The 16,710-nt window shown below is 72.0% G+C and carries 14 protein-coding genes; 3 read left to right on the top strand and 11 right to left on the bottom strand.

The window, feature by feature from the left end; translation table 11 throughout:
- Positions 1–116 precede the first annotated feature (116 nt).
- From E5N76_RS06175 to E5N76_RS06165, 3 genes are read left to right on the top strand one after another with little or no spacing between them, the layout of a single operon-like run.
- A complete protein-coding gene (locus tag E5N76_RS06175) occupies positions 117–1,052 on the top strand; it encodes a Bug family tripartite tricarboxylate transporter substrate binding protein (RefSeq protein ID WP_207791873.1) in 936 nt (311 codons plus the stop codon).
- Between the two features lie 58 nt (positions 1,053–1,110).
- On the top strand, positions 1,111–2,091 hold the full coding sequence (locus E5N76_RS06170) for a Bug family tripartite tricarboxylate transporter substrate binding protein (protein WP_149536415.1): 981 nt from the start codon (positions 1,111–1,113) through the stop codon (positions 2,089–2,091).
- Between the two features lie 54 nt (positions 2,092–2,145).
- Positions 2,146–3,132: a Bug family tripartite tricarboxylate transporter substrate binding protein gene (locus tag E5N76_RS06165; protein ID WP_149536414.1), complete on the top strand. Its 987-nt coding sequence runs from the start codon at positions 2,146–2,148 to the stop codon at positions 3,130–3,132.
- A 49-nt stretch (positions 3,133–3,181) separates the two neighbouring features.
- On the opposite strand, the gene E5N76_RS06160 is transcribed toward E5N76_RS06165, so the two are convergent.
- From E5N76_RS06160 to E5N76_RS06110, 11 genes are all read right to left on the bottom strand, one after another.
- Entirely contained in the window at positions 3,182–4,825 is a 1,644-nt protein-coding gene (locus tag E5N76_RS06160) for a flavin-containing monooxygenase (RefSeq protein ID WP_149536413.1), read from the bottom strand.
- Between the two features lie 121 nt (positions 4,826–4,946).
- Positions 4,947–6,176: an ABC transporter substrate-binding protein gene (locus E5N76_RS06155; protein ID WP_149536412.1), complete on the bottom strand. Its 1,230-nt coding sequence runs from the start codon at positions 6,174–6,176 to the stop codon at positions 4,947–4,949.
- A gap of 91 nt (positions 6,177–6,267) precedes the next feature.
- Positions 6,268–7,902 (bottom strand): AMP-binding protein, encoded by a 1,635-nt coding sequence (locus E5N76_RS06150; protein WP_149536411.1) that lies wholly within the window; start codon positions 7,900–7,902, stop codon positions 6,268–6,270.
- Positions 7,899–10,082, bottom strand: coding sequence for an acetate--CoA ligase family protein (locus E5N76_RS06145; protein ID WP_149536410.1), 2,184 nt, complete (start codon positions 10,080–10,082; stop codon positions 7,899–7,901). Before E5N76_RS06145 ends, E5N76_RS06150 begins: the two co-directional genes overlap by 4 nt.
- A 6-nt stretch (positions 10,083–10,088) precedes the next feature.
- Entirely contained in the window at positions 10,089–10,898 is an 810-nt protein-coding gene (locus E5N76_RS06140) for an enoyl-CoA hydratase/isomerase family protein (protein ID WP_149536409.1), read from the bottom strand.
- A 37-nt stretch (positions 10,899–10,935) separates the two neighbouring features.
- Positions 10,936–11,919: a tripartite tricarboxylate transporter substrate binding protein gene (locus tag E5N76_RS06135; protein ID WP_149536408.1), complete on the bottom strand. Its 984-nt coding sequence runs from the start codon at positions 11,917–11,919 to the stop codon at positions 10,936–10,938.
- 63 nt (positions 11,920–11,982) lie between these two features.
- Positions 11,983–13,110 carry an NAD(P)H-dependent flavin oxidoreductase gene (locus E5N76_RS06130; protein ID WP_149536407.1) on the bottom strand — a complete coding sequence of 376 codons (1,128 nt, stop codon included), beginning with the start codon at positions 13,108–13,110 and terminating at the stop codon, positions 11,983–11,985.
- Entirely contained in the window at positions 13,107–14,285 is a 1,179-nt protein-coding gene (locus tag E5N76_RS06125; protein WP_187830005.1) for a CaiB/BaiF CoA transferase family protein, read from the bottom strand. Before E5N76_RS06125 ends, E5N76_RS06130 begins: the two co-directional genes overlap by 4 nt.
- Positions 14,286–14,304: 19 nt before the next feature.
- A complete protein-coding gene (locus tag E5N76_RS06120) occupies positions 14,305–14,700 on the bottom strand; it encodes a PaaI family thioesterase (RefSeq protein ID WP_149536405.1) in 396 nt (131 codons plus the stop codon).
- 5 nt (positions 14,701–14,705) lie between these two features.
- Positions 14,706–15,911, bottom strand: a complete 1,206-nt coding sequence (locus E5N76_RS06115) for a CaiB/BaiF CoA transferase family protein (RefSeq protein ID WP_149536404.1) — start codon at positions 15,909–15,911, stop codon at positions 14,706–14,708.
- The gene (locus E5N76_RS06110; protein WP_149536403.1) at positions 15,908–16,678 is read right to left on the bottom strand and encodes a FadR/GntR family transcriptional regulator; all 771 of its coding nucleotides are present in this window, start codon (positions 16,676–16,678) and stop codon (positions 15,908–15,910) included. Before E5N76_RS06110 ends, E5N76_RS06115 begins: the two co-directional genes overlap by 4 nt.
- Between the last annotated feature and the right edge of the window lie 32 nt (positions 16,679–16,710).

Below are 16,710 nucleotides of genomic sequence, written 5' to 3'. Positions count from 1 at the left end.
GATGGCGGTACGGCCGGACCCGCACCCAGGGCAAAGAAGAACAAGGAAAAATGGGGAGGAAGCAGATGGGTTCGTTGTCCTTTACGCGCCGCCGTCTTGCCGCCGGCATGGGTGCGTTGGCGGCAGGCCCGGGCCTGGGCCGCACGGCGCTGGCCCAGCAGGGCGGCGCGCAGCGGCCGGTCACCATCGTCGTGCCCTTCGCCGCCGGCGGCAGCACCGATGTCGTCACGCGCCTGCTGGCTGAGCGCATGGGCCAGCTGCTCGGCCAGACCGTGCTGGTCGAGAACCGTCCCGGCGGCAATACCGTGATCGGCGCCGAATCGGTCGCCCGCGCCAGGCCGGACGGCCAGACGCTGCTGATGGCCGCCGGCACCACGCTGACCATCAATCCCGTGATCGTGCCGAACCTGCCTTATGCGGTGGCGGATTTCGCGCCGATCTCGCTGGTCTCGACCTTCCCCTTCGCGATCATCGCCCAGCATGACGGGCCGGCCGACATCGCCGCCATGGTGGCGGCGGCGCGGGCGCGCCCGGGGCAGATCACCTACGGCACCAACGGCCCGACCACGCTGACCAACATGGCGATGCTGATGGTGCTCGAACGGCTCGGCCTGCAGATGCAGGACGTGACCTATCGCGGCGATGCCGGGCAGCTCAACGACTTCCTTGCGCGCAACCTCGACCTGATGGTGGTCGCCGGCAGCACCGCGCTGCCGGTCTATCACAACCGGCAGGGGCGGCTGCTCGGCTGGACCAGCGAGCGGCGCGTGCCCACGACGTCGGAGATCCCGACCTTCGGCGAGGTGACGCCGGGCCTGGTGGCGCAGAGCTGGTTCGGCCTGGTGGCGCCGGCGCGCACGCGGCAGCCGGTGATCGACCGCCTGCACGGCGCCACGGTGGAGGCGCTGCGCGACCAGAGGATCGAGCGGCGCCTGACCGACGAGGCGCAATTCCTCGCCGGCAGCACGCCGGCTGAATTCAGCGCGTTCATGCAGGTCGAGGCGGAGCGCTGGCGGCCGATCCTCGCCCGCATCGCCGCCCGCCAGGGCTGAGGCCGGCGGCACGGGGTCCGGCGCTCTCGCGCCGCAAGCAAGGGAGGAGGAAGCCGTCATGGCATATGGGACCATCACCCGCCGCCGCGCGGTTCTCACCTCCGGCGCGAGCCTCGCCGCCCCGTCGGTGCGCGCGCAGGCGCCCTACCCCGCCGGCCAGTCCGTCGCCCTGGTGGTGGCGCTAGCGCCGGGCGGCGCCTCGGACGTCATCGGGCGGATCGTCACACAGGGGCTGCAGGAGCGGCTCGGCGGCACCTTCTTCCTCGAGCACCGAACCGGCGGCTCGACCTCGATCGCCGCGCGCTATGTCGCGCGTGCGCGGTCGGACGGCAGCACGCTGTTCCTCGGCAGCGTCTCGACCTTCGCGCTGACGCCGCTGACCATGCGGAACCCGGGCTATGACCCGATCAACGACTTCACCCACATCACCCAGGCCTGCGAGAGCCTGTTCCTGCTCGCGGCCAATCCGCGCTGGCCGAGCCTTGAGGCGCTGCTCGACGCAGCGCGGGCGCGGCCGGAGTCGATCTCCTACGCGACCTGGGGGATCGGCACCACTTCGCATCTGTGGATGGAGGATCTGTGCCGCCGCGCGGGCGTGCGGATGCTGCACGTCCCCTATGCGGGCTCGCCGCCGGCGATGACTGACACCATCGCCGGGCGCACCGACTGCTTGCCGGCGCTGCTCGCCGCCTGCAAGGGGCACATGGAGGCCGGGCGGCTGCGCGGGCTCGCCGTGCCGACCGCGACGCGGCCGCCGCAACTGCCCGACGTGCCGACCTTCATCGAGAAGGGCTTTGCCGACTTCGTCTCGGCCGTCTGGTATTCGGTGCAGGGGCCGCCAGGCATGCCGGCGTTGATCGTGGTGCGCATCCGCGACGCGCTCGCCCAGCACTTCGCCGATCCCGCGGTGCAGGCCTTCATGGCGGCCCAGGGGATGCTGCCGCCGGAGATCGGCGAGGGCCCGCTGCTCGCCCGCATCCGGCGCGAACTGGCGCTGCACCGGGAGCTGATGGTCCGCGCCGGCGTCGAGCCGGCATGAGCCGCGGGCGCTGCGGGCCGCCGGCTCCGAACGATCGGATGAGGAAGCGAGAGCATGACCATGCGACAGACGAACATCACGCGCCGCGGCGCGCTGACGGGCGCGGCGGCAAGCCTTGCCGCCCCGGCCGCCCAGGCGCAGGCGCCCTATCCGGCCGGGCAGTCGGTCGCGCTGGTGGTGACCTATGCGCCGGGCGGCGCCTCCGACGTGATCGGGCGCATCGTGACCGACGGGCTGCAGGCGCGCCTGGGCGGCAGTTTCATCATGGACCACAAGCCCGGCGCCTCGACCTCGATCGGGGCGCGCTACGTCGCCCGCGCGCGGCCGGACGGGCTGACGCTGCTGCTCGGCACCATCTCCACCTTCACGCTGACGCCGCTGGCGCTGCGCAACCCAGGCTACGACCCGATCACCGACTTCACCCACATCACCCAGGTCTGCGACAGCCTCTATCTGCTGGTCGCCAATCCGCGCTGGAACAGCCTTGAGGAATTGCTGGCGGCGGCGCGCGCGCGGCCCGAGTCGATCTCCTATGCCACCTGGGGCGTCGGCACCACCGCGCACATGGCGATGCTCGACCTCTGCAATCGCGCCGGCATCGAGATGCTGCACGTCCCCTATGCGGGTTCGCCGCCGGCGATGACCGACACCATCGCCGGGCGCACCGACTGCATGTTCGCCCTGCTCGGTGCCTGCAAGGGGCATATCGAGGCCGGGCGGCTGCGCCCCCTGGCGGTGCCCACAGCCGCGCGGACCGAGCAACTGCCCGATGTGCCGACCTTCATCGAGAAGGGCTTCCCCGGCTTCATCTCGACCACTTGGTATTCGGTGGAGGCCCCGGCGCGCACCCCGGCGCCGATCATCGAGCGCATCCGCGGCGCCCTGACGGAGCATTTCGCCGATCCGGCGGTGCGGGCCTTCATGGCCACCCAGGGCATGGCGCCGCCCGAGATCGGCGAGGCGCCGCTGGTCGAGCGGATCCGCCGCGAACTGGCGGTCAACCGCGAACTGATGGCCAAGGCCGGAATGGAGCCGACCTGAACCGGGGGCGCGGGCGGCGGGCGGGACGCGCCCGCCGCCCGGCCTGCCGTCAGGCGGACAGGGCGAAGCCCTCGTAGTCCTTGCGCGCGACCTCGTCGCAGATCGCGCGGTACTGCGCCATGCCGCCGGCATAGGGCATGAAGACGCGCGGCTTGCCCGGCACGTTGGCGCCGAGATACCAGGAACTGCCGGCCTCGGGGAGCAGCGTCGATTCGGCCGCGGCGTTCACGTCGCGCACCCAGGTCTGCGCCGCTTCGGGCCGCGCCTCGATCCGCCTCAGTCCCTTCGCGCGCATCCCCGCGATGCAATCGGCGATCCAGTTGGCGTGCTGCTCGATCGCCACCGGCATGTTACACAGCACCGAGGGGCTGCCCGGCCCGGTCATGGTGAACATGTTGGGGAAGCCCGGCACCTGCAGGCCGAGATAGTTGACCGGCCCGGCCTCCCAGGCATCGCGCAGGGTGCGGCCGTCGCGGCCGCGGATGTCGATCCGCAGCAGCGGCCCGGTCAGCGCGTCGAAGCCGGTGGCGAAGACGATGATGTCGAGCGGATATTCCGCATCCTTCGTCTTGATGCCGCGCGGCGTGATGCGTTCGATCGGCGCGGCGCGCAGATCGACCAGGGTGACGTTGTCGCGGTTGAAGGCCTCGAAATAGCCGCTGTCGATCGGCGGGCGCTTGGTCGCATAGGGGTGGTCGATGTTCGACAGGATCGCCGCGGTCTTCGGGTCCTTCACGATCGAGCGGATCTTGGCGCGCAGGAACTCCGAGGCGGTGTCGTTCGCCGCCTTGTCCGTCAGCAGGTCGCGGAAGGTGGCGCGGAACTGCAGCCCGCCCTTGGCCCAGGCCTGCTCATACAGGCGCTGGCGCTCCTCCTCGCTCACCGCGAGCGCCGAGCGGTCCTCGATATGGAAGGGATGACCGTTGGTGTTGGTGGTCATCACCTCCCGGATATCCTCGCGGTGCTCGCGGATCCAGCGTTTGGCCTCGGGTGACAGCGGGGCGTTGTGGGCGGGCACGCTGTAGTTGGCGGTGCGCTGGAACACCCACAGATGGCCCGCGGTCTCAGCGATCACGGGCACCGCCTGGATGCCGGTGGAGCCGGTTCCGATCTGGCCCACGCGCTTGCCGGCGAAGTCCACGCCTTCCTGCGGCCATTCGCCGGTGTGGTACCATTGGCCGGCGAAATCCTCGAGGCCCGGGATCTTCGGCACATTGGCGGCCGACAGGCAGCCGACCGCGGTGATGAGGAAGGGCGCGCTGAGCGTCCGGCCCTCGGCGGTCGTCACCTGCCACAGGTTCGCCGCCTCGTCGAAGCGGGCCGCGCTGACGCGGGTGTTGAGCGCGATGTCGCGCCGCAGATCGAAGCGGTCGGCGACGTGGTTGAGGTAGCGCAGGATCTCGGGCTGGGTGGGGTAGCGTTCCGACCACTCCCATTCCTCGAGCAGTTCCTTCGAGAAGTAGTAGCAGTAAGAATGGCTCTCGGAATCGCAGCGCGCGCCGGGGTAGCGGTTCCAGTGCCAGGTGCCGCCGACGCCGTCCGCGGCCTCCAGCACCCGCACCGACAGCCCGAGCTGGTCGCGCAGGCGGTGCAGCAGATACATGCCGGAGAAGCCGGCGCCGATGACGATCGCGTCGAAATCGCCGCCATGGGCCGGTGTTCCGGCGCCTGAACCGGGCGCAATGTGATTCATAGCAGTCAGTCCTTCTTGTTTCCGCTCTCAGTGCCTGCCCCGGGGCGTGCCCGCCATCGGGGCATCCGGTGCGGCGGCCGGGGTCGCTGGCCGCCGCACCGCGATTCTCCTGGCAGGCCAGCTAAGCCAGCGTGCAGCCGCCCTCGGCCAGCGGCCGGAACGCCTGGTCCGCCGCGGTGGTCTGCAGCAGCTTGTAGTAGTCCCAGGCGCCGCGGCTTTCCTCCGGCTTCTTCACCTCGAACAGATAGGCCGGGTGCAGCTTCCGCCCGTCGGCGCGGATCGAGCCGGGGCCGAAGCAGTCGTCGTCGGTCGGCATCGCCTTCATCCGCGCCACCGCCGCCGCGCCGCTCGCCTTGGCCGCCGCCACGCCCATGTCGGATGCCGCCTTGAGGTAGTGGAGCGCGGCGGAATAGCAGCCCGCATGGCCCATGCCGGGGAGGTTGGTGGGGGTGATCGCGCGCACCTTCTCGGCGAAGCGGCGCGTGCGGTCGTTGAGATCCCAGTAGTAGGTCTCGGTCAGCACCAGGCCCTGGGCCGCCTGCAGGCTGAGCGCATGGACATCGGAGATGAACATCAGCAGCGAGGCGAGCTTGGTGCCGCGCCGGGTGATGCCGAACTCGGCCGCCTGCTTGATGCAGTTGATCGTGTCCGCGCCGGCGTTCGCCAGCCCGATCACCTTGGCGCGCGAGGCCTGCGCCTGCACCAGGAAGGAGGAGAAATCCGTGGTGCCGGGGAAGGGCGTGCGGACCGAACCGAGGACGCGCCCACCCGCGGCGCGCACGAAGCCGCCGGTCTGCTGTTCCAGCGTATGGCCGAAGGCGTAGTCGGCGGTGATGAAGAACCAGCTGTCGCCGCCCGCGCGCACCATGGCCCCGCCGGTGGAATTGGCGAGCATCCAGGTGTCGTAGGTCCAGTGCACGGTGTTGGGCGAGCAGCGCGCCCCGGTGAGGTCGGTGCTCGCCGCCGAGCTGTTGAGATGGACCTTGTTCTTCTCGCGGCAGACCTCGTTGACCGCCAGCGCCACCGAGGAGGTGCCGACATCGATCAGCGCGTCCACGCCGTCGCGGTCCAGCCACTGCCGCGCCAGCGCCACGCCGACATCGGGCTTGTTCTGGTGGTCGCCATAGACCAGTTCGACATTGATCCCGCGGCCGGCGAATTCCTGCATGGCGAGCCGCGTGGCGGCGATCGAGGTCGGACCGGTGATGTCGCGGTAGGTGCCCGACATGTCGATGATGAGGCCGAGCTTGATGGTGTTCGCCGCCTGCGCCTTCGCGCTGCGCCACGGCAGGGCGCCCGCGGTGCTGGCCGCCGCCGCGGTCTTGAGAAGGCTGCGCCGGTCTATGGTCATGGTTGTTTCCTGTCCGTTCCTCTGGTTGCAGTCATTCTGCGCCGGTCCCGCGCCCCCCGCCTCGCACCTGTTTCGCGGTGCCCGGCGGGGATCAGGCCGATCCGCCCGCCTGCCCATGCTCGCGCATGAAACTCTCGCGCAGCATGAACTTCTGCACCTTGCCGCTCGGCGTCATCGGCAGTCCCGGCACCATCCTGACATACTCGGGCAACTTGTATTTCGCCACCCCGCGCGCCTCCAGGTGGCGCACCAGCTCCGCGAGGTCGGGCGCGGCATCGCCGCGCGGCACCACGAAGGCGCAGCCCTTCTCGCCGAGCCGGTCATCGGGCACGCCGACCACCGCCACCTCGCGCACGGCAGGGTGCAGCAGCAGCATCTCCTCCACCTCGCTGGCGCTGACCTTCAGCCCGCCGCGGTTGATGATGTCCTTGCGCCGCCCGGCGATGCGGATGCAGCCCGCCGCGTCGAGGGTCGCGAGGTCGCCGGTGAACAGCCAGCCCCCGGGGGTGAAGGTCTGCCGCGTCCGCTCCGGGTCGTTGAGGTAGCCGAGCGCGACATGCGGGCCGCGGGTCGCCAGTTCCCCCACCTCGCCCGGCGGCAGGATGCGCTGGCGGTCCTCGTCGAAGATGGCGACCTCGGTGCCCGGCATCGCCCGCCCATCGGTTCCCCACAGCCGCTCATCCGGGTCATCGGGGGGGGAGGCGGTGCCGACGAAGCATTCGGTCATGCCCCACATGCCGATCAGCGTGCAGCCGATGCGCTCGCGCGCCAGCGGCCCGAGGTGGCGCGGGATCGGCGCCCCGGCGGTGGCGAAGATGCGGAAGCAGGCAAGGTCGCGGCTGGCCGCCGAGGGCTGCTCGACCAGCATCGCCGCGAAGGGCGTGGCGCAGAGGGTGAAGGTGCAGCGATGCGTCTCGATCAGGCGCAGCGCCTCCTCCGGGTCCCAGGCGTCCTGCAGCACCAGCGTGCCGCCGATGGTCAGCGCCTGGCGCATGCCCCACAGGAAGCCGTTGCCATGCGCGATCGGCGAGGGCATCCAGACCACGTCATCGGCGCCGAGGCCGATCAGCCGCGCCATGGTGCGGGTGGCGTACATCGTCGTGTCGTGGCTGTGCATCACGCCCTTGGGCGTGGATTCGGTGCCCGAGGTGAAGATCAGCGCGGTGATCTCGCCGCTGTCCACCCGCGCCGGCGGCGGGGCCGCCGCCCCGGCGCGCAGATCGGCGAAGCCGACCATGCCCGGCGCCTCGCCGCCCATCACCACGACCGCGCGCAGCCCCGGCAGCCCGGCCGCCAGCGCGGCATACATCGGCGGATAGTCGAAGCCGCGGTGCCGTGCCGGGATCACCGCCACCTTCGCCCCGCCATGGCGCAGGATGTAGCCCAGCTCCTTCGCCCGGTAGTTCGGCAGCAGCGGGTTGGTCACCGCGCCCAGCCGGCTGATGGCGAGGTGCAGGCAGACGAACTCGGCGCAATTGGGCAGCTGCAGCGCCACCACGTCGCCCGGCCCCACCCCCAGCGCCGCCAGCCCCGCCGCGAGGCGCCCCGCCTCGGCGTCGAGCTCGGCATAGGTCATGCTTACCCCGCCGGGGGCGACCACGGCGGTCTTGCCCGGCGTCCGGCGCACCGCCTCGGCCAGCGCGTCGAGGATGGTGACCCCGGCCCACCAGCCGGCCTCGCGCCAGCCCCGCGCGGTGGCCTCGTCGGGCAGCGCGGCGCCGATCATGGCGCGCCCGCCGCGGCGCGGCGCACCACCAGCGCGTCCACCGCCAGCGCCCCGCCGGGGCCGAGGATGACAGGGTTCACGTCGATCTCCTCGATCTCGTCCGCGAGGTCGCAAGCGAGCCGCGACAGCCGCCCGACGATCTCCGCCAGCGCCCCGGTATCGGCGGCGGGCAGGTTGCGGTAGCCGGTCAGCAGCCGGTGGCCGCGCAGCGAGGCGATCATCGCCCCCGCCTCGCGCGCGCCGACCGGGGCGAGGGCGGTGGCGACGTCGCGCGTCACCTCCACCGCCACGCCGCCGAAGCCGCAGGTGATCAGCGGGCCGAACTGCGCGTCGAGCCGCGCGCCGACCATCATCTCCGCCCCCGGCCGCGCCATCTGCTGCACCAGCACGCCATCGACCCGCGCCCCGGGCACGCGCGCCGCCGCCGCCAGGATCGCCGCATGGGCGGCCCTCAGCGCGGCCTCGTCGGCGATGCCCAGGCGGATCACGCCGGCCTCGGTCTTGTGCGGGATGTCGGGCGAATCGGCCTTGAGCGCGACCGGGAAGCCGATCCCGCGCGCCGCGGCGACCGCCGCCTCGACATCGCGCGCCAGCACCTCGCGCGTCACCGGGATGCCGTAGGCCGCGAGCACCTCCTTCGACAGGCGCTCGCCCAGGGTCCGCCCCGGCGGGGCGGCGGCCAGCACGGAGCGGGCCGCCGCCGCGGCGCCGGGCGGGGCGGCGGCCGGCGCGTCCTCGCGCAGCAATTCCGCCCGCCCGGCATGATAGGCATTCCAGCGCGCCAGCGCCGTGATGCAGCGGGCCATGGTCCGGAAGGTCGGCAGGTTCTCGCAGCCATCGTAGATCTCGCTGCCCGGCCCCTGCAGCCACTCGTTCAGCCACACCACGCACAGCGGCACCGGCAGTTCCGGCGCCAGCTTCGCCATGTAGTGCGCGCGCTCCACCGCGCCGGGCAGGTGCACCGACATCATCGGCACCACCACCGCGCCATAGCCGGGATCCTCGGCGAAGGCGCGGATGCAGGTGCCGTACATCGTCACGTCCTTGACCGATTCGGCGGTGATGTCGCTCGGGTTGGCGCTCGATCCGAATTCCGGGATCACCGCCTCGAGCTTCGCCGAGGTCTGCGCCTGCGGCGGCGGCAGCGACAGGCCGACGCGCTCGGCCTCGTCGGCCGCCATCACCGCCGCCCCGCCCGAAGGCGCCATGACGCCCACGCCCGGGCAGCGCGGGGCGCCGGCGCGGGCGAACAGGGTGGCGGTCTCCAGCACCTCCTCCCAATGGTCCACGATCACCGCCCCGGCGCGGCGCAGCGCGGCGCGATAGGCCTCGTCGGCGCCGACCAGCGTGCCGGTGTGCGACATCGCGGTCTGCCGGCTGATCTCGCTGCCGCCGAGCTTGTAGACCACCAGCGGCTTGCCCGCCCGCAGCGCCGCCTGCGCCGCGCCGAGCAGCCGCGCCCCGTCGCGCACGCCTTCGAGCATGCAGGCGATGACCCGCGTCTGCTCCTCCTCGACCAGGTAGTTCACCAGGTCGCAGACATCGACGTCACAGGAATTGCCGGCGGTGAGGTAGTGCGAGAAGCCGATGCCGCGCTCCATCGCCTGCAGCACGACATAGCCGAGCGCGCCGCTCTGCGAGACCAGCCCGACCGGGCCGCAGACCCGCCGCATCTCGAAGAATTTCGGCATGAAGGTCAGGCCGGCCGGCAGCGTCAGGTTGGCGATGCCGGCGCAATTAGGACCGAGGATCCGCAGGCCGGTGCGCGCGGCGATCTCGGCCAGGCGGCGCTGCGCGGCGACGCGCTCCGGCCGCCCGACCTCGGCATAGCCCGAGCTGTAGAGCATCACGCCGCCGGCGCCGATCGCCGCGGCGCGCTCGACCAGCGGCTCGACATGCTCGCGCGGGACGGTGAGGATGACGCAGTCCGGCGGCTCGGGCAGGTCCTCGAGCGAGGCGTAGCAGGGCCGGCCGAACATCTCTCGGTAGCGCGGGTTGACCGGCAGGATGCGGCCGGGGAAGCCGATGTCGAGATTCTCGATGGTGCGCCGCCCGAACGACCCCGGGGTCTCCGAGGCGCCGACCACGGCGACCGAGCGCGGGTGCATCATGCGGCGCAGCTCGGCCTGGCCGAACAGCGCGCGGGGGCCGGGCACGTAGCCCACCTCGGTGTCGTCCATGCCGGCTCAGCCCCCCTGCGCCGCACCGGGGAAATCTGGCTTGCGCTTGTCGATCATCGCGCCGATGCCCTCGCGGAACTCGGGATGCGTCATGGCGAGGATCTGGCCGAGCCCCTCATAGCCGAACATGTCGAGCAGGCTGGTCTCGAAGCTGCGGGCCATGAACTGCTTGCCCAGGCCCATCGCCGCGGTCGGCCCGGCGGCCAGGCGCTCGGCGCGGGCGAAGGCCTCCTCCTGCAATTGCGCGTCGGGCACGACATGGGCGACGAGGCCGATCTCATGCGCCTCGCGCGCCGTCATGGTGGCGTTCTCGAACAGGAAACGCTTGGCGCGCGCCATGCCGATCAGCCGCGGCAGGTGATACATCACGCCGATGTCGGGGATGACGCCGAGGCGGAAGAAGCCGGCCATGAACACCGCGCTCTCGCCGGCCACCAGCAGGTCGCCGGTGAGCGCGAGGCCGAGCCCGCCGCCCACCGCCTGGCCCTGCACCGCCATCACCACCGGGCGGTCGAGCCAGATCAGCGGGAACAGCCATTGGGTGAAGCGGCGGAAGCGCTGGTGCACGTTCCATGGCGCGCAGTCGTCGCGGATGGATTCGAGGTTGCCGCCCGCGCAGAAGGTCGGGCCCTGGGCATTGACCAGCACCGCGCGCACCGAGCGGTCGGCCTCGGCCTCGGCCACCGCCGCGCCGAGCTGGGCGCGCAGCGGGTTGGTCAGGGAATTGCGCGTCGGCGGGTCGTCGAGGGTGATGACCATCACCCCGCCGCGCCGCTCGGTCCGCACCAGGGTTGGGGTGGCTTCGGCTGCGTTCATCTCGTTGTTTCCTCCTGTGGCGGGGCGGGGGCGGGTTTCAGCCGGCACGGACGCCGGCGCGCGTCACCACCTCCCGCCAGCGGGCGGTCTCCTCGGCGATGAAGCGGCCGAAGGCGGCGGGCGATTCCAATCCCTGCGGCTCGACGCCGAGGGCGAGCAGCCGCTCGCGGCTCTGCGGTTCGTTCAGGACGGCGACGAATTCGCCGTGCAGGCGCTCGACCACCGCCGACGGCGTGCCGGCGGGCGCCAGCATGCCGAACCAGCCGGTGACGGAGAAATCCGTGAAGCCGGTCTCGGCCAGGGTCGGGATCTCCGGCGCCAGCGCCGAGCGCCGGCGCGAGGCGATGCCGATCGCGCGCACCTGCCCGCCGCGCACCGCCGGCATGCCGACCGCGAAGGTCGCGAGCAGCGCCGAGACGCGCCCGGCGATCACCTCCTGCAGCGGCGGCGCCTCGCCGTTGAAGGGCACATGGGTCAGGTCGACATTCCCCTGCGCCTTCAGCAGTTCCATCCCGAGATGGGAGATGGTGCCGATGCCGGCCGACCCGAAGGTCAGCGCGCCGGGCTGCGCCCGCGCCATGGCCAGGAAGGCGTTGATGTCGGCGGCCGGGAAATCCGGCCTGACCACCAGCATCACCGGGAACTCGACCACCTGGGTGATCGGCGCGAAGTCGCGCAGCGTGTCGTAGGGCAGGCGGGCGAACAGCGAGGCATTCACCGCCATCGCGCCCTGGCTGGCGATGATGATGGTGTAGCCGTCCGGCGCCGAGCGCGCGACATGCTCCATGCCGATGATCAGCCCGGCGCCGGGCCTGTTCTCGACCACCACCGGCTGGCCCATGCGCTCGGTCAGCCGCAGCGCGAACAGCCGTGCCAGGATGTCGGTCACCCCGCCGGGCAGGATCGGCGCGATCAGGCGCACCGGACGCGCCGGATAGGCCTGGGCAAGGGCCGCCGGCGCCCATGCCGGGGCGATCGCCGCGCCAGCGCCCGCGATCAGGGCGCGCCTGTTGATGGTCATCTTCCGTCCTCCCGTTTGTCCCGATGTCCGGCGGCCGGCGCGCCATGCGCCGGCCGGCCGGCGTCAGGCTGATTCCGTCTGCCGTCCCATGCGCTCAAGCGTCTCGAGATACTCGGTCTGCATCCGCAGCATCACCTCGCGCACCGTGGTCTCCTCCCGCACCATGCCGATCACCTGACCGACCGGATAGGAATAGAGGTCGTCGCGCTGGGCGCGGTCGATGCGGCTGCGGGCGTATTCGTAGAGCACCTTCTGCATCGGCGGCGCCAGCGTCGCCGGGGCGCCCGCGGCCGACCACGCATCGGTGTAGCGGCTGCGGTTCATCCGCACCGGCTTGCCGGTCATGCTGCGGCTCTGGAGGGTGTCCTGGCTGCGGCACTTCAGCAGCACCGCCTTGTGGTTGGGCAGCAGGTCGCTCTCCCGCGTCACCAGCCAGACCGAGCCGCACCACACGCCATCCGCGCCGAGCGCCATCGACGCCGCCATCTGGCTGCCGCGGGCGATGCCGCCGGCGGCGAGCACCGCGGCGCGGCCCTTCGCCACATCCACCACCTGCGGCACCAGCACCATGGTCGAGATCGTGCCGGTATGCCCGCCCGCCTCGCTGCCCTGCGCGACCAGTACGTCCACGCCCGCCGCGCATTGCCGCTCGGCATGTTCGGGCGCGCCGCAGACGGCGCCCACCAGCATGCCGCGCTCATGCGCCTTGGCGATGATGTCGGCCGGCGGCACGCCGAGCGCGCTGACCAGCAGCTTCACCTTGGGATGGCGCCAGACCACATCGACCAGGGCGCGCACGCCCTCGCGGGTGATGTAGCGCTCGCGGGCGGCCATGGTGGCGCGGCGCTCGCGCTCGACCTCCTTGGGCAGCGGGGCCACGCCCTCGCGCGCCAGGACCTCATCGACGAAGCGCAGCTGCGCCTCGGGCAGCGAATCGGCCAGCGGCCCGGCCACCTTCTGCGTCGATTCGTCGTAGTTGGAGGTCATCAGGATATCGACGCCATAGCTGCGGTCGCCGACATGGCGGTCGATCCAGTTCAGCTCCTGGTCGAGCTCCTCGGGCGAGAAGAGGCTGCTGCCCAGCACCCCGAAGCCGCCGGCCCGGGTGCATTCCACGACCACGTCGCGGCAATGGTTGAAGGCGAAGATCGGCGCGTCGTAGCCGAGCTGTTCCTTGAGTTTCGCAGTCATCGCATGGCCTCTTGGCGCTGGGTTTCGCAGTCGGACATGTGGCCGAGCCCCGCCTCGGCCAGGATCTCGCGCGTATGCTCGCCGAGCGCGGGGGCGCGGCGGGCCGCGAACTCCGTTTGCGGAAGGCCGGGGCAACGCACGGATGGCAGGGGCCATTGCCCCGCATAGGCAACATCTTCCACGAGGTTCACCGCACGCACATGCGGGTCCTGCCGGAAGCGGCCATAGGTCAGCAATTCCTGGCAGGGCAGCCCCGCCGCGCCCATCGCCGCCACCCAATGCGCGGTGGGCCGCAGGCGGATCGCCTCGGCGATCAGGCCGCGCAGCGCCGCCTGGTTGGCCAGCCGCGCTCCGGGCTCGGCGAAGCGCGGATCGCTCCGCAGGTCGGCGCGGCCGACGACGTCGAGCAGGATGCCGAAATGCCGCTCCTGCACGCCGGCCACCACCAGGTGGCCATCGGCGGTGGCATATGTGCCGATGCCCGCGACCAGCTCGCGCGGCTCGCTGCCCGCGGGGCCCGCCGCCTCGGCCAGCTTGTAGGCCTGCAGCGCGGCGGAGACATGGGTGAGGTTGATGTCGAGCAGCCCGCCCCGCCCGGTGCGGGCGCGCAGCAGCAGCGCCGCCAGCACCGCCTGGCTGGCATAGACGCCGGCGCCGACATCGACGATGCCGAAGCGGATCCGCAGCGGCTCGCCGGTGGTGCTGGCGCCGTGCGGCAGGCCGGTGAAGGCCTGCACGATGGAATCGGTCGCCGGCCGCTCGGCATAGGGGCCGTCCTGGCCGAAGCCGCTGACCGCCACGTAGATCAGCTCCGGCCGCCCGGCCGACAGCGTGGCATGGTCGAGGCCGAGCCGCCGCGCCACGCCGGGGCGGTTGCTCTCGATCACCACATCGGCGCGCGCGGCGAGCGCACGCGCCGTCTCGCGCGCGCTCTCCTGCCGCAGGTCGAGCACGATGCTGCGCTTGCCGCGGTTGAAGCTGTGGAAGGTGGGCCCGACCTCCCCCGGCGCGGCGCCGAGACGCCGGCCCCAGTCGCCCTCGGGGGGCTCGACCTTCACCACATCGGCGCCGAGGTCGCCGAGCAGGCAGGCGCCATGCGGCCCCGCGATGCCCTGGCTGAGATCGAGCACCCGGATGCCCGCCAGCGTGCCGGCAAGTCCCATCATCGTCGTCATGCGTCCTTCCGTCCGTCGTTCATGGCGGGAAATAGCCGCCGCGGCCGCTGGCCAGCGGCTCCGGCCCCTCGCCATAGACCATCGCCTCGGCCACCGAGATGCGGCGCCCGAGCTTGAGCGCGCGGGCGCGCACCCGCACCGTGCCGCTGACCACCGGGCGATGGTAGTCCACATGCATGTAGGCGGTGCCGATGGCGCTGCCGCCCGCCGCCAGCACGGCATAGAGCCCTGCGGTGTCGATCAGCGCCGCCACCACCCCGCCATGCATGATGGGCGGATCGGCGCGGCTGATGATCTCCTCGCGCCAGGGCATGACGAGCTCGACGCCGGTCGCGTCCGCCGACGCGACCTCAAGGCCGAGCCAGCGATGGAAGGGCGCCCTGACGATGCGTTCGGCGAGCGTGTCGCGGTCCATGTCCCTCAGATCTTCTCGGTGGGTTTGCAAAGCCGGGCGATCGCCTCGGCATCGAGCCCGGCCTCGCGCAGCACTTCCTCGGTATGCTCGCCGAGAAGCGGCGCGTGGCGGCGGATGGAGGGCGGCGAATCCGACCATTCCGACGGCACCGCGAGGCCGAGGATGGCGCCCTCGCTCGGATGCTCCATCTCACGGAAATAGCCGATCGCGCGCAGGTGCTCGTCCTCGAGCAGGTCGGGGATGGCGGCCATGCGCGCCACCGGCACGTCGGCCTCGGCCAGCAGCGCCAGCCATTCCTCGGTCGAGCGCGCGGCCAGCGTCTCGGCGAGAAAGCCATAGACCACGTCCACATGCCGCATCCGCTCGGCATAGGTGGCGAAGCGCGCATCCTCCATCAGTTCGGACCGGCCGATGCAGCCGAGGAAGCGGCGCCACTGCGCGTCGTTGTAGAGCAGCAGGCAGACATGGCCGTCGGCGGTGCGGAAGGGCCGCCGCTCCCGCGACAGGCTGCGGGCATGGCCGAAGGGCCCCTCCGCCGGGCGGAAGGCAAGGCCGGCGAGATGCTCCCCCAGCACGAGTTCGAGCAGCCCCTCGAACATCGGCACGTCCACCCGCTGGCCGCGCCCGGTCCGCGCCCGGTGCAGCAGCGCGCCGAGCACCGCATTGGCCAGTTGCAGCGCCACCACCCGGTCGGCCAGCACCAGCGGCGCGTAGCGCGGCTCCCCCGCCGCGATCGCCGACAGCGAGGCGATGCCCGCCATGCCCTGGATCAGGTCGTCATAGGCCGGCCGGTCGGCATAGGGGCCGCGCTGGCTGAAGCCGAAGGCGCCCGCATAGACGATGCCGGGATTGACCGCGGCCACCGCGTCGTGCCCGAGCCCGAGCCTGTCCATCGCCGCCGGCCGAAGGTTGTAGATCAGCGCATCCGCCCCGCGCGCGAGCGCGAGCACCGCCTGCCGCCCTTCCTCCCGCTTGAGGTCGAGCACCACCGAGCGCTTGTTACGGTTGGCATGGAGGAACATGTGCCCCATCCCCGCCCCGCGCCCCGGCCCGGAGTTTCGCATGATGTCGCCGTCCGGCGCCTCGACCTTGATGATGTCGGCGCCGTAGTCGCCGAGGATCTGCGTCGCATAGGGCCCGACGATCAGCGTGCTGAGGTCGAGGATCCGCATCCCCGCCAGCGGGCCGGACGCGGCGGCGGGCGCGCTCATCGCCCCGGCATCCCCGGCGCGGCGGCCCCGCGCCCCTTCAGCGCGCCGAGGTAGTGACGGTGCACCGCGCGCAGGCAGCGGACCAGCTCGGCCACGGCGCTGTCCTGCCGCCCGGCGCGCAGGTGGCGCAGCAGCCGCCGGCGGGAGGCGATGACGTCCATCTGCGTCACCGGCCCGACGCGCTGGGCGAATTCGCGCAGGATGTCGAGCAGCGCCTTCATCATCACCACCAGCACCGTGTTGCCGGTCAGGGTGGCGAGCAATTCGTGGAAGCGGATGTTCAGCGTCACCTTGGCGGCGTTGTCGCCCGCCTCGGTGGCGCGCTCGGCGGCGGCGACGTTGTCCTCGAGCAGCGCGAGCCCGGCCTCGTCGAGTCTGCCGCAGACGAGCCGCAGCACTGCCGTCTCGATCTCGAGCCGCGCCTCGGTCAGTTCCGCCAGCGAGATGCCGCCGACATAGAACATGCCGCGCATCGCCTCGGCCACCGCCTCGGGCCGCCCGCCCGAGACGAAGGCGCCCCCGGTCGCCCCTTTGCGGAGATGCAGCAGCCCGACCGATTCCATCGAGCGCAGCGCCTCGCGCACCGCATGGCGGCTGACCGCGAAGGCGTCGGCGAGTTCGCGCTCATTGGGCAGGCGGTCGCCCGCGCGCAGTTCACCGCGGCGGATCCGTTCGGTGATCTGGCTCGATATCGCCTCGAAGGCGCGCTGCGTCTTGACTTCGGTCAGCCGCATCGACGTCCACCCATCACGCCGCGGCGCCGCCATGGGCGCCGCGGTCAATCATTGGAGCAATCAGG

It is taken from the genome of Siccirubricoccus phaeus (genome assembly GCF_008360935.1).
Taxonomy (GTDB): domain Bacteria; phylum Pseudomonadota; class Alphaproteobacteria; order Acetobacterales; family Acetobacteraceae; genus Siccirubricoccus; species Siccirubricoccus phaeus.
This window is presented reverse-complemented; position numbering and strand designations above follow the sequence as displayed.

Bases quoted from the DNA above. Each gene is read 5' to 3' on its own strand.
- E5N76_RS06170 (WP_149536415.1), top strand. From the start codon at position 1,111: ATGGCATATGGGACCATCACCCGCCGCCGCGCGGTTCTCACCTCCGGC.
- E5N76_RS06145 (WP_149536410.1), bottom strand. From the start codon at position 10,082: ATGGACGACACCGAGGTGGGCTACGTGCCCGGCCCCCGCGCGCTGTTC.
- E5N76_RS06115 (WP_149536404.1), bottom strand. From the start codon at position 15,911: ATGAGCGCGCCCGCCGCCGCGTCCGGCCCGCTGGCGGGGATGCGGATC.
- E5N76_RS06160 (WP_149536413.1), bottom strand. From the start codon at position 4,825: ATGAATCACATTGCGCCCGGTTCAGGCGCCGGAACACCGGCCCATGGC.
- E5N76_RS06130 (WP_149536407.1), bottom strand. From the start codon at position 13,110: ATGACTGCGAAACTCAAGGAACAGCTCGGCTACGACGCGCCGATCTTC.
- E5N76_RS06120 (WP_149536405.1), bottom strand. From the start codon at position 14,700: ATGGACCGCGACACGCTCGCCGAACGCATCGTCAGGGCGCCCTTCCAT.
- E5N76_RS06150 (WP_149536411.1), bottom strand. From the start codon at position 7,902: ATGATCGGCGCCGCGCTGCCCGACGAGGCCACCGCGCGGGGCTGGCGC.
- E5N76_RS06165 (WP_149536414.1), top strand. From the start codon at position 2,146: ATGACCATGCGACAGACGAACATCACGCGCCGCGGCGCGCTGACGGGC.
- E5N76_RS06125 (WP_187830005.1), bottom strand. From the start codon at position 14,285: ATGACGACGATGATGGGACTTGCCGGCACGCTGGCGGGCATCCGGGTG.
- E5N76_RS06135 (WP_149536408.1), bottom strand. From the start codon at position 11,919: ATGACCATCAACAGGCGCGCCCTGATCGCGGGCGCTGGCGCGGCGATC.
- E5N76_RS06110 (WP_149536403.1), bottom strand. From the start codon at position 16,678: ATGGCGGCGCCGCGGCGTGATGGGTGGACGTCGATGCGGCTGACCGAA.
- E5N76_RS06140 (WP_149536409.1), bottom strand. From the start codon at position 10,898: ATGAACGCAGCCGAAGCCACCCCAACCCTGGTGCGGACCGAGCGGCGC.
- E5N76_RS06155 (WP_149536412.1), bottom strand. From the start codon at position 6,176: ATGACCATAGACCGGCGCAGCCTTCTCAAGACCGCGGCGGCGGCCAGC.